Source organism: Acetobacter cibinongensis (assembly GCF_000963925.1).
Taxonomy (GTDB): domain Bacteria; phylum Pseudomonadota; class Alphaproteobacteria; order Acetobacterales; family Acetobacteraceae; genus Acetobacter; species Acetobacter cibinongensis.
On record NZ_BAMV01000003.1, the window covers coordinates 150,499 to 163,603 of the forward strand.

Annotated in this window: 6 protein-coding genes; 1 reads left to right on the forward strand and 5 read right to left on the reverse strand. The window is 50.1% G+C overall.

The window, feature by feature from the left end:
• Positions 1 to 111: 111 nt before the first annotated feature.
• From Abci_RS01895 to Abci_RS01915, 5 genes are all read right to left on the reverse strand, one after another.
• A complete protein-coding gene (locus Abci_RS01895; protein WP_048837452.1) occupies positions 112 to 2,601 on the reverse strand; it encodes a phosphocholine-specific phospholipase C in 2,490 nt (829 codons plus the stop codon).
• 181 nt (positions 2,602 to 2,782) lie between these two features.
• Positions 2,783 to 5,155 (reverse strand): TonB-dependent receptor, encoded by a 2,373-nt coding sequence (locus tag Abci_RS01900; RefSeq protein ID WP_048837477.1) that lies wholly within the window; start codon positions 5,153 to 5,155, stop codon positions 2,783 to 2,785.
• Between the two features lie 285 nt (positions 5,156 to 5,440).
• Positions 5,441 to 5,869, reverse strand: a complete 429-nt coding sequence (locus Abci_RS01905; RefSeq protein WP_244877557.1) for an RcnB family protein — start codon at positions 5,867 to 5,869, stop codon at positions 5,441 to 5,443.
• A 133-nt stretch (positions 5,870 to 6,002) separates the two neighbouring features.
• Positions 6,003 to 7,688 (reverse strand): carbohydrate porin, encoded by a 1,686-nt coding sequence (locus Abci_RS01910; protein ID WP_048837479.1) that lies wholly within the window; start codon positions 7,686 to 7,688, stop codon positions 6,003 to 6,005.
• Between the two features lie 347 nt (positions 7,689 to 8,035).
• Positions 8,036 to 9,712 (reverse strand): alpha-keto acid decarboxylase family protein, encoded by a 1,677-nt coding sequence (locus Abci_RS01915; protein ID WP_048837453.1) that lies wholly within the window; start codon positions 9,710 to 9,712, stop codon positions 8,036 to 8,038.
• An 825-nt stretch (positions 9,713 to 10,537) separates the two neighbouring features.
• Here Abci_RS01915 and Abci_RS01920 point away from each other — a divergent pair.
• Positions 10,538 to 12,970: a membrane-bound PQQ-dependent dehydrogenase, glucose/quinate/shikimate family gene (locus Abci_RS01920; protein WP_048837454.1), complete on the forward strand. Its 2,433-nt coding sequence runs from the start codon at positions 10,538 to 10,540 to the stop codon at positions 12,968 to 12,970.
• Positions 12,971 to 13,105 lie beyond the last annotated feature (135 nt).

A 13,105-nucleotide genomic window follows, 5' to 3' on the forward strand; every position in this document is an offset into this window, starting at 1 on the left:
GAGAAAGACAGTGCCACGCAAAGCAGTTTAAAGTGCTTTGCTGTGGCTTGCTATGTCAGGTCTTAAAGGGCGAAGCTATCGCCCCTAAGTGCCATTATGCGTTTTGGGGAATCAGACACTCCCCATTGCAGGGTCGGTCTGTCCGGGGCGACCGGTTTCAACCCGACCACAGAAACGCCATAGGAAATCAGGCTCATCAGGACAGGTTAATACAACATCATACCAGAGTGCGCTTGGTACCAGATCAAAGGCAATTTCGGTCTTTTGCCCAGGGCGCAGGACTATAACTTTTTGTCCGCTCTGACCTTTTATAACGCTGACAATATGGGCCACTTTTTGTCCGTGATTGGTAAGCTGTAAAATCAGGTCTTTCTTTGCCGCACGGAGATAGTGCGTTTCAGCATTGAGTTGAAGGCCTTGCAGCGCGCCTTTGTATCCCCTGTAAAAACCATTGGGCGCATGGACAGACACGTCATATGTCTCGGTTTTAAAAGCAGATGTCTCGAAGGTAGTGTTTAGCGTGTCACCTGCTGCTACGGCATAGGTTGCTGCTTGCATTCCGGAAGGCGTTTTTACGTTATGATAGTACACATTGTAAGGCAGGCCTGCTGAAAGGCTGCCATGAACACGGTTTCCAGCCCGGAATTGCAAAGCAATGGCTGAGCCGTTCTTGGCAAGCCCGCCATCACAGTAAGGTTCATACGGCAGTGCGCTGGCAGGGCGGGTGCCGGGTTCCTGCTGTACGGTCTTGTTTACGTCTGATGGAGCGATCCGCAAGGCTGAGACTTCAGACGCAGCAAGTGAACGAAAGCCACCGGGTAGAGGTCGGTCGCGCGCCTCTTCAATCATGTGTAAATGGGCGTCACGGTTAAGGTACGGCAGGGTAGGGACAGACCCATCATAAGGGCGGAAACAGGACGTTAGGTCCCCGCTTATTGCACGCCGCCAAGGAGAAATGTTGGTTTCCTTGATGGTCTTACTGAATTTTTCCTGAACGAATGATTCCAGAAAACGGAGCGTTGAGGTGTGTTCAAAAAGCTGTGAATTAACCCACCCACCGCGGCTCCAGGGCGAGGCAATAATCATGGGCACACGGAAACCCAAGCCAATTGGTCCGCTGCGGGCCAAGTGAGCGGGCACCCCTAAATCTGTTTCGTCTTTGGCTGTGGTATATTCCAGACCATCTGCTCCAATACTTGTGGACGAGGCACCTGTTTCAGGCGCGTCCGGGTTTGGCGCAACGTAGGAACAGCAGTGGTCAAAATAGCCATCGTTTTCATCGTAAGTGATGATGAAAATGGTCTTTTTCCATACCTCAGGGTTCTCGGTCAGAATGTCCATCACTTCTGACACATACCATGCCCCATACCATGGAGATGTTGGGTGGTCAGAAAAATGCCCTGGTGCAGAGAGCCAGGATACCGTTGGCAACTCTCCCGTTTGGACATCCTGACGGAACTGGTGCAAAATATCGCCCTTCGGAGCTTTCATGTGGAGAGATTTCTCACCCTCCTGAAACTCTAAATTCTCCAGCTTACGGTAGTTTTTATCCCCCGAATTGATAACAAAGGCTTTTTCAAAAAGTGACCGCTCTGAGGGTGTCAGTTTCTCTTTTGTACGCCCTGCAGATGCGCGTCTGCGCTGGAGCACTGCCATGAGGGCACGTGCCTCAGCCAATTGTTCAGCATGGCTTTCTGATATCAGCATTTCCCGGCTATCCAGCCGGTCTATATGATTTTGGCACTCACTGATGCGGTCTTCCAACCAGTCGTCAAATCCAGCGTTGGCAGAAACACAGTATTGATCAAAACATTCCAGAACGTTTGTGCCAAAATTACCAAGCCATGCGCGTTCCGGCTCACTCATGCCGCCAGTCTGTGTCAACTCATTCTGGTAATATTTCCAGGACACACCAGCCTGTTCCAAGCGTTCGGGGAAGGTGCTCCATGTCATGCCACCATCGAGAATCTCTCCATTGCGCATGTAGACTTTTGATGACGGGTCCTGCTTGTCCCGCACAGTGCCTGTCATGAATAAAAGACGATTAGGTGTGGTGCTGGTCATTGCACCACAGTAATTCTGGTCACAAACGGTAAAGGCATCCGCTAAGGCATAATAAAAGGGCAAATCTTCGCGGGTGTAATAGCCCATTGTCAGAGGATATTGGTCATATCCCTTGTGGTGCGATTTCTTGGCGTCAATCCACTGGTCATGGCCCCCGCTATTCCAGGCATCAACCTGACTGTCACGAGAATGAGGGATCGAGCCCATCCAGGTTATACGTGTATCCTTAATGTTGAGGCGCCACGGCAGATAGGTTTCACCAGATTTACTGGTTTGTGCAAAAACCGGAACTCCATCTGGCTGGCGTATGGCGCGTGGGTCGTTAAACCCACGCACGCCCTGAAGCGTGCCGAAAACATGATCAAAAGAGCGGTTTTCCTGCATCAGGATCACAACATGCTCAGCATCTTTCCAGGTTGAACCGACATCAGGCGCAATAGCGAACGCCCGTTGGATGGAAGCAGGCAACGCTGCTGCAGACCCTGCCGCTGCCCCAGACAAGAGAGCATATTTTAAAAAATTTCTGCGTGTTGTCACTGTCTTACTCTCTTGTCTGTGTGCGGTAGGATTGACGTTCGGGTGGTCTGGCGCTGTAAACTGTTGATAATGCAGCAGGGGTGATACGTTTTGGCAAAAACATATCAGTCCTACAGCGTTGCTCCGGGCTAATCGCGTAAAAAAAAGTTAAATAATTATGACAGTTTTATAGCGCCCAGCGTCAAAAATCTGCGGAAATAGTGCCCATGGCCACAAAGGGAGACCCGATGACGTAGGTTGGAGCAGAGCCTTTGATGGTTGTGCCAAGTATCCCTTTTTGCGTCGTGGCAGCCGCTGTATAACCGTATGTTGAGGACAGGTAATGTTCGTCACCCATGTTAACCAGATTGAGTTTTATTTTGGGAGTTACATGACCGATCTTAGGTAGATTTCTCCCGACACCCAGATTGGCAGTGATATAACCGGGAAGACGCTGGTCGTTCATGAGTGTTGCATACTGTGACCCAGTGTAAGTTAAAGTGAAATTGCCAAACCATGTGCCGTCGTTATAGGTCAGGCCGAGGGAACCGGAATATCTGGGCGCACCGACCTCTTCTTTGCCTTTTGTGCGCAGGTAATCACCACTATAGGCGAGATTGTTACCATTTTTAGTGCGTAAATACTGGCCGGACGCATAGGCGCTGACATGATGCCATGGGTGTGTCGCAATTTCTGCTTGCACACCAAAGGCTTCCATGCCGCCAGCGTTGATCAACTGGGTAATGGTTGAGGTTGAGCCTGCCACGTAGCTTTCCGCAGAAACCTGATGGTTGGTAACGTTGTAATGGAAACCAGCAACATTGGCCATGAGCAGCCCAGAGTAGCGATACCCCAGCTCTTCAGTAATCATATACTCAGGCTTGTAATCAATTAACGGTGCAGATTCAGCTTTACCTGTTGTACGGCTATATGAGGCGAGCTGAGAGCTTAAAGACGCAGGAAGATGATAGCCTGTTGTCCCGTTTACATAGATCTGATGATGGGGGTTAAAATTATAGTTGATCAAAACCTGTGGGGCGGGAACGAAAACATTCTTGACAGTTTTATAATTGGCCCCCACCAATTTTGGCAGATCCTGTGTGTATTGACGGTTGACCATGGCCATTCTTATCCCGCCGTCAAGCGTCAGACGCCCGTTCAGGAATGACATTTTGTCATCTACAGCAAAACTATTCAGTTGCTGTAAACCATTTTCGTTATCCTCGCTCACCGGTATGCCGCCGTTGGCGGTCAAGGCGTTTCCGCTCCATTGCCCGCTTCCATTAACGGGATAAAACCTCATTTGCGCGGCTTCCTGTGCGTAGGAATACCAATAAGTCAGGCTCAGTGTATTAAATTTATGCTTCCAGTGCCCTGTTAATAACAGGCCCGAGGACAAGGTATACCAGTTTGAAACCTCGGCAGTGGTTAGGGTCTTGCTGGAAGAAGAGTATCCGGGAAGATTTTTATAATCGTCTAGAGAACTGTAGCTCTCTGCACCCACAAAGCCATTTTTAACAGGAACAGTTGCGCCGTAATAATAGGGACCATGAAATTCAACAGAGTAGGCTTGAGCATCAAGGCTTAAACCATTCCCAAAACTGAAGTGGTTTTTAAGTGTTCCATATACTGCGCCGGTATTTTTGCCATTGAGGCCAACATAATGGGTCGCACCCGGGCTATATTGGTCGCTCAGACCATATTTCATCCCGTATGTTTTCCAGTTTGCAAGAGAAGGGTAAAGCCATTCACCCTGTGAGGCCTTTGTCCAACCAAAAATAACTTTTGACTCGCTTCCCCGGGCCCACTTCTTGGTCAAGGCAGAGTCAACATGCCACCTCTCAATGTCACCAACACCGCGCCACATATCCCCACGGGAATAGGAGCCAGAGGCAAATGCATACGCACCTGTATGCCCAATTTCTCCAGTATCGTACCGGATGAAATCCTTGTTTGTTCCATATGACCCACCGGACCCTGCAACATATACATGGTGATGATCTGCCGGCCCCCTGATGGTGGCAGATATTTCAGCGCCGGTTGCGTTATAGGTCGGGGAATTGATATCCACCGACCCCTGCATAACATTGACCTGCCCCATATTCTGGCTGTCAACTAGAGAAGGCGTGTAGGTGCTGTAGGTGAACGGGTTGGCAGCAGGCATCCCTTCAAATGTCATGCCAATTTCAGCCTGACCCATACCGCGAATATGAATTGTGGAAAAAGATGTGGTGAGTGGACCTTCACTGGTTGAAACCACACCGGGCAGTGTTGCAATCAGAGACTCTATTGTAGAGGTAGGTGACTGCATCTCTATATAAGAATGGGAGAGCGAACTGACCGTTTGGGCGACAGTATGCCTTACCATCATGCCAGTACCAGACACTTTGCGGCGTTCAGTCACATCAATAGCTTCGTCTCTGTTCCGGGGCTTTGCCGCATCTTTCTTTTGACGGCGAGAGTCCTTTTTCTTGTCTGAGGGAGTGTGCGCCGCGCTCGCCTGAGCATGTACGGTGGAGACGGCAATATGCTCGAAACAAAAACAGCATGTTGTGAGGAACAAGAATTTTTTCATGTTGGCTGCCCAATACACCAAAGGTAGGGCTTCCATTTCCCGAAAAAGTTTATGTCGACAAGCCTGATCAGGATATTTCATTATAACACTATAAAAGTGTCATATTATATTAATAACAATAGAAATAATAACGATGTTTAAAAATTAATTTAATGTCAATACTGAAATTTATGCAGCCAATTTTCCAAAGGTTGTTTGTTATGCAGAAACAACAACAGGACTCTTTTTTAAATAAGAGTCCTGCCACGGGTACTATGAAAATAGGAACCAAAGACGTGAGTCTTTTTAATACCCGCTATAGCCTTGAGCCTGATTGGCAATGATGTTGGAAATGACGCCCGTTGCAATAGCTGTCAGGAGAAAAGTTCCACCGTAGTTGATCCAGCGGTAACCATTCGGCGGGGCATAAAGGCCATTATAGCCGTGCCAATTATCAACATAATATCCGCCGCCATCATAGCGCTCGCCGCGGTGCCAGTCTCTTTGCCGTTCACCACCATTCCATCCGCCACGGTTGCGGGCTTGTGGTTCGGGTCCACCGCGTCTTTGGTCAAAATTCTGTCTGAGGGCAGGGGGGCCACGGTCAGCATGCGCGTCTGGCGGGCCGCCGGGGCCGCCTCGGTCTGGGCCAGGAGCAGCGTTGGCTGCGCCAGCTGTCAGCATAAGTGCAATCACAAGAAAACCTGCGCTGAGCTTGTTAAAAAAAGTTGCCATTGTTTATCTGCTCCACTGAGTCACTCAGTTACTTAAATCTGAACTGGTGGCGGAATTGTGGTTGCTTTTGTAAGGGTTTTGACACGAAACCCTTACAAGGCAGGCAGACTATTTTTGTGGATATTACAAAGCTTTAGAGGTTTGCAATAACTTTCAGGCCCACAAGGGCTGCGTCCGGAATATGAGATGTTTCACCCGGTCTGATCATGTACTGAAACTGCGGTTGGATCAGCACGCCCGGAAAGGCATCAATGGCGTAATAGGCCTCAATGACGTGAGAATCTGTTTGCGGAGCCAGTACCTGCTCACCCAGAGATAATCCTGCGTCCCGTGCCAGCATTTGCCCCAGTTCTTTACGGTGGCTGACATGGTACCAGGAATACAGAATACCGAGCCGGTCAGTGACTCGGTTGGGGAAGATGCTGTTGAAAGACAGGCCACCATATGCCTCGTCGGAAATGGAAGAGACGTGAGGCGTGTTATGGATATACCCGGCCATTAAGTACCCGCCCGCCATCTGGTTACGGCCACCACGGCGGTAGATCATCTGGTCGCCTTCAAACCAGAACATATCCATCGGGGCGCTATGCAGACGGTTGGCATTTACAACCAGATTGGCGGGTTTGGTTCCCAGCACGTCAGGGTAGCGGGATGTGTCATGCGCATACCCAAACACATAATGGCCAGGTAGCCGGTTACGGGTCAGGAAAGGCTGCCATGTAAATTCAATGGGCAACATCAGACCTGTTGAATCTTCACTGCCCCAAGACCAGCCGCTTGGATTACTGGCAAGCGGGCTGACCTGATAGGCACCCACCTGCAACAGAGTGTCTCGTGTAGGGCGAAAGCGCAGACGACTGCCCCATGTTGCTTTGGGGTAAACGGCAAAGCCCGGGTCAACTTTCAGGGCTACGGGAGCCGAGCAGGTCACCATGAAAGAACAGATCAACGGAGATGTTGCAAAAACGTGGGTCAGGGACATACGGCCGAAAGTAATATCCATGCGGTTCTGCAAGAATTTCTTTTCCGCGTAAAAATCGACAAGATGCGCGACCACGTGCCCGGACAGACCATAAACTTCCATCAGGTTGACATAGTAATCCCCCACGCGGTCATGGGAGACTTCACGTCCGGCACGGTTCATGAGGAGTGTATGAACAGACCAACCATTCAGGCCTGCCATTTTACCAAGGTCAAAGTTCATCTGTAGCGTTAGCTCGTGCACATAATCCATGCCGCGCCGCATGCCGCCATTAATGTCGGCCATGGATTCTCCTTTATAAGCAAAGGAAAATACGAAGCCCTTTTTCTGCAAACGCTGGCGGAAAGGCATGATGACGGGCAATAGATGAGATGAACCCGTTGTCGGCACGTAATATGGATCTTCCATATCCGTGTGGCGGAGCGCGTCTATTTCTGAGGGAAGAAGCCATGAAACTGCTTCACCACCACTGAGGGAGTCTAGCTCCATCTTGTGAAAAGTTTTTGCGCCTTCATAGTTATCTGTTGATGGCACAACCATGGTTGCAAAACCTGGCCATGGGGAAAGAGGCACACCACTTAATGGAAGGGGAGAGTTTTTAGGTCTTTGCAGCACCCGTGGGTCCGGCAATTGGCCAGCAGTAGCGTCTGTTTTAGGGGAGACATCAATATAGACGGTGTGCGGCATTGTGGGTGGTGGTGGCGATGGAGGTTTTTCGGCTTGCTGCGCCTGCGCAACACCCAGGCACCAAAGAAGAGAAACCCCTCCAGCAAAGAGAGACAGAGATGAGAGATATGTGTTGCGCGGCATGATCGGACCATCGGTAAAGTGTGGCATCAAGCCATATGGGAAGAAAAACCTGAAAACTTGTGCAGCAGAAGGGTTTTTCCATTTGCCGCCAAAGGAAAAGCCATCAAGGGAATGCAAAATTTTCAAGCTGGATTAGGGGAGTGCCCGGAATAGTGTTTGCAAAAGCAAGCCACATCGTAGGGGCGTTTCAAGGTGTTCCTGATATTAATAAAAACTTTAATCAGGATACCATATTTTATGACAAGTGCGTGAAAAAACAGGAGTATTTTAGTACACAAAAACGTTAGCAGCGGGAACCAATCATAAAAAAAGCCTGCCACCGCTTTTACGCAGTGGCAGACTTTTAAAAAAACTGTCTGATTTAAAAAATTAGATTAGACAGCCTGTGGTTTGCGGGCATTGGCAGATGCAACGCGCTTGCCCCATTTTACTAGTGTTTCGGTGCAGTCGGAGCGTTCAATGCTGCATTCGATGATGGTTGGGCCACGACGGTTTGCTTTTGCCTGTTTGATGGCATCTTCAAGTTCAGCCGCTGTTTTTGCGTGCAGACCCAGACCATGACCTTCACCAGCGTTGAACACTTCCATCAGACCGGCATAATCCCAGTTTTTGATGTAGTTGTATGGGCCGTCATGAATTGCAATTTCGATGACATAACCACGGTTGTTCACCAGGAAGATGATAACCGGCAGTTCGTAGCGCACCATCTGTGCGACTTCCTGCGCGGTTAGCTGGAAGGAACCGTCACCCACCATCACAACATGCTGGCGATCCTGAGACCCCATGGCATTGCCGAAGGAAGAGGGAACAGACCAGCCAATATGGCCCCACTGCATTTCTGTCTCAACGCGGGCACCGCGTGGCAGATGCATACGCATGGCGTTGAACCAGGAATCACCAGTTTCAGCAACCAATGTGGTGTCAGATGTCAGCATGGCGTTAATCTGACGGGCCATTTCATCATTGGTCAGGCGCGCATCAGGTTTGCTCGCAGCAATTTCAGGCTTCGTGTAGGTTGAAGTCTGAGCAGAGTGCGGACGAGCTGAAACTTTTGCCGTCAGCGCTGTCAGGAATTCCGGCAGGGTAAAGCCTTCAAAGGCCTGACCTTTTACCGTTACGCGGTTGGTTTCTGCCAGCAACACTTTGTCGCCCTTAGGCCAAGCCGTCCAGCCAACAGTGGAGTAATCGTTAAAGACTGGGGCCACGCAAACCAGCGCGTCTGCTTTTTCGATCAGATCCTGTGTGCCGGGAGAAGACACTTCGCCCCAGTATAGTCCACGGAAGCCAGCATGATCTTCCGGGAAGAAGCCTTTAGCAGCGGCCATAATGGCAACGCCACATTCCAGCTTGTCAGCAAGAGCCTCGGTTTCTTTCAGGGCGTGTGCTGCCCGTAGCTTGCTGCCAACCAGCATAGCCACATTTTCAGCACCGTTCAGGAAGCTGACTGCGGCATCTACAGCAGCATTCAGGCTAACCGTGTCTGTGGATGGGTGTGAAAGCAGGCTGGAAACAGGGCCCGGACGGACGCATTCCTGTGCGGACACGTTACAGGCAATTTCCAGATAAACCGGCTTGCTTTCACGCAATGCAGAGCGAATGACGTGGTCAATTTTTGCTGGTGCGGAGGCTGCATCGGTAATGCTCTCAGCCGCACAGGTGACGTGGCGTACCATTTCAAGCTGATAGCCATAATCGGTCGTGCCAATTGTATGGTGCAGCACATGGCCAGAGCCGTAGTCGTTGCTGTTGGGTGAGCCAGACACAAGAATAACCGGCAGGTTTTCTGCGTAGGCACCGCCAATGGCGTTCATGGCGGAAATGGCACCAACGCTGAAAGTGACCACTGCAGCAGCAGCACCGTGTGCGCGGGCATAGCCTTCAGCGCTAAAGCCACAGTTCAGTTCATTACAGCAATAGATCTGCTGCATGTCTTTGTTCAGGAGGAGCTGGTCCAACAGAACAAGGTTGTAGTCGCCCGCTACAGCAAAATGGTGCTTCAGTCCGATCTGGGCGAGACGATCGGCAAGATACATACCAACAGTGTAAGTCATATTAAATGTCTCCTCACTTTGCTTTAACGAAGCAGAGCCTTTACGGCTTCCTAAAGGCTCCTTCAGCACACAAATGTCCAATATATGAACGATACAATTTGCATATTTATTTTATATGGGAGAGGAAAGTTTTTAGTGGAAATAAGGACTAAAAAACTAGAAAAAAGCTATATAAAACAACACGTTAATTGGTTTTTAATTTTTTGACTAAAATTAGGTTTTGGGTTCTGAGATTGGCAAAAAATAGCAATTTGCAGTTATCACGAACCCGTGATTTTCATGAAATTGTCAAGAAATCAGCTACAGCCAACATTGGAAAATTAAAAATAAAATTAAAATTTTTCCTTACTTATTTTAAAATAAAAAATAACTGATTCATGATAAAGCTTATTTATATAAAACTATTCTTTATATATTGTTGTATTTATTATTCCTATGAGGTAGATAAATGATACTTATACAGCCGTGAACATTCCTCTTTTACCTAGATATAGCTTCCGGCGGTAGAGTGTTCAGCGAGTATTTTCAAAAGGTTGTTCATATTGCCTACGTTTTGGTCTGGCTTTCTTGACATGTATCAATGAATTAGACACAGAACGGTTTCCTTCCCTCCAGAACGGCAAAGGCAAAACAACCGTATCTCAAGGTTGCCGGACATTTTCCAAAAATATGTTTTAGAAAATTGTCAGCAGTGTGTCGTGGCCGGGTTCCGAGCACAGGTCGCGCAGGCTTTCAGGCACCTTCAGGCGTATCTGGGGGCATTTTCCAACAGGGTCTTGTCTTACATGCGGGGCAGGGCATTTTTTCTTATAGTGGAGTGATAGCATGGGTGAAGGTCAACCCGCGGGGGGCCAGTCAGCCTTAGGTAATGCCTATCGTATCTTGTTTGCGGTCATCAGTTTTCTGGTGGGCGCAGTGCTTGTTTATGGTGGTAGTAAGCTGCTTCTTTTAGGCGGCTCGGCATATTACCTTCTGGCCGGTCTGGCATATTGTGTTCTGGCTGTTCTGTTTTTCGTAAAGCACCGTTTGGCTCTGCTGTTTACGGTTGTCATTTTTGCAGCAACTGTTGTGTGGGCTTTCTGCGATACGCCAGAAATCGGATATTGGGCTCTGCTGCCCCGTCTGGTTGTACCTGCCATCCTGTTTGCGTTGGGTCTGTGGGCTGCGGCAACGCTGCCGACTACGGTGTCTGCCACAAAACGCGTCAGTGTTTTCTCTGGTCTGGGTATTGTCGGGGCACTGCTGGTCACGCTGGTTGAAGCGTTCTTCCCGCATGGTCAGATCAGCAACCCGCAGGCAGCTGCCCCGGATCAGGTTGCGGAAAATACCAAAACCGATGCCCCGGAAGACTGGGAGTTCTTTGGTCGTAATGCTGCGGGCACGCGGTTTGCGCCCTATACTCAGATTACGCCAGATAACGTCAGCAAACTGAAAGTTGCCTGGGTTTATCATACCGGTCGCCGCACCAAAGGTGCAGGGACGGGTGTTGATGAAAATACGCCCCAGCAAATTGGGAATGTGCTGTATTCCTGCACCCCGGAAAACCTGATTACGGCACTGGATGCGGATACAGGCCGCCCAATCTGGAAGTTTGACGCCAAAGCACACTCTGCTGAGCACGTTACCTGCCGCGGTATCGGCTATTATGACATGGACAAAGATGTCAGCCTGACCGCCGAGGAAAAAGCCGCCAGCCCAGACCCGCTCTGCCGCCAGCGCATCCTCACCTCTACAGTTGATGCTCGCTTCATTGCTCTGGATGCCCATACGGGTGCCCTGTGCCCAGCGTTTGGTGACAACGGTGTTGTCGACATCAAAAAACAGATGGGCCCAACCGAAAACGGTAAACGCTATCACCCTACCTCCATTCCGGTGGTTATGGGGCATATTGCTGTTATTGGTGGCTGGGTGCGTGACATTGTGCACGGTGAGCCATCAGGTGTTGTGCGTGCGTATGATGTTCGCACCGGTGCTCTGGCATGGGCGTGGGATGTTGGTCGTCCTGATGATACGCAGGCTCCGGCTGAAGGTCAGGACTTCACGCAGGAAACGCCAAACGTCTGGACTATCCCGACATACGATAAAGACCTGAACCTCGTTTACCTGCCAACCGGTAACGGCCCGCCAGACTACTGGGGTGGGGACCGTAATGCTGTAAAAGAGAAATTTGGCGCAGCCATTGTCGCGGTTGAAGCGACTACGGGTAAAACCAAATGGGTCTTCCAGACCGTGCATCATGACGTATGGGACTATGACCTGCCGTCTCAGCCTGTTCTGTATGATGTGACCAATGCGCAGGGTGAAAAAGTTCCTGCTCTTATCCAGACAACCAAAACCGGCCATATCTTTGTTGTGGACCGTCGCACCGGCCAGCCTGTTACAGAAGTGCAGGAACGCTCCGTGCCAACGTCACCCGCAGCACAGGGTGAGCACCTGTCTCCCACGCAGCCTTTCTCTGTTGGTATGCCCATCATTGGCGCAGACCCGCTTACAGAAAGCTCCATGTGGGGTGTCAGCACCTTCGACCAGCTCTATTGCCGTATCATGTTTAAGGATTCGGTCTATGAAGGTCCATTCACCCCGCCGGGTGAAAAACCTTACATCGAATGGCCCAGCCTGCTGGGTGGCATGAACTGGGGCGGCATCTCTATTGATGAGCGCAAAGGCGTCATGTTCGTGAATGACATGCGTATGCCTCTGCGTATGACCCTGGTGAACAAAGAAGAAGCCAAGCACTATAAGGTCTCTACCGACGAAGTGCCGGGCTTTATGGGCACAATTCGTCCGCAGGTTGCCGGGCCTTACGCTGGCGTTCGGATTGATATTCTTCAGTCTCCGCTGGAAGTGCCTTGCAACACGCCGCCCTTCGGCACCATGAGCGCCATTGACCTCAAAACCAAAAAACTGCTGTGGCAGGTCCCTATGGGCACTACGCAGGATCTGGGGCCAATGGGTATCAAAACCCACCTGCCGGTACCAATGGGCATGCCAACGCTTGGTGGCCCAACGTCTACGGCGTCCGGCCTGCTGTTCTTTGCAGGTACGCAGGATTACTACCTGCGGGCACTTGAGTCCGCTACAGGTAAGGAAGTCTGGCGCGAACGTCTGCCGGTTGGCGCTGTTGCGGCACCGCTGATCTATAAGTCTCCCAAAACAGGGAAAGAGTATGTGGTCATCTCCGCAGGGGGCATGAGCCATTCACCAGACGTAGGGGATTATATTATCGCCTACACTCTGCCTGAAGGCACAGCACACTAATTTAGAGTGTGTTGACCCAAGGAAAATCCCCGCGAGAGCGGGGATTTTTTTTGCCTAAAATTCACAAGCAAAACGGCGAGCAAGCGGGAGGGGAGAACTTTCTCAAAACCCTACCGAAAGTTAACGTAATATTTT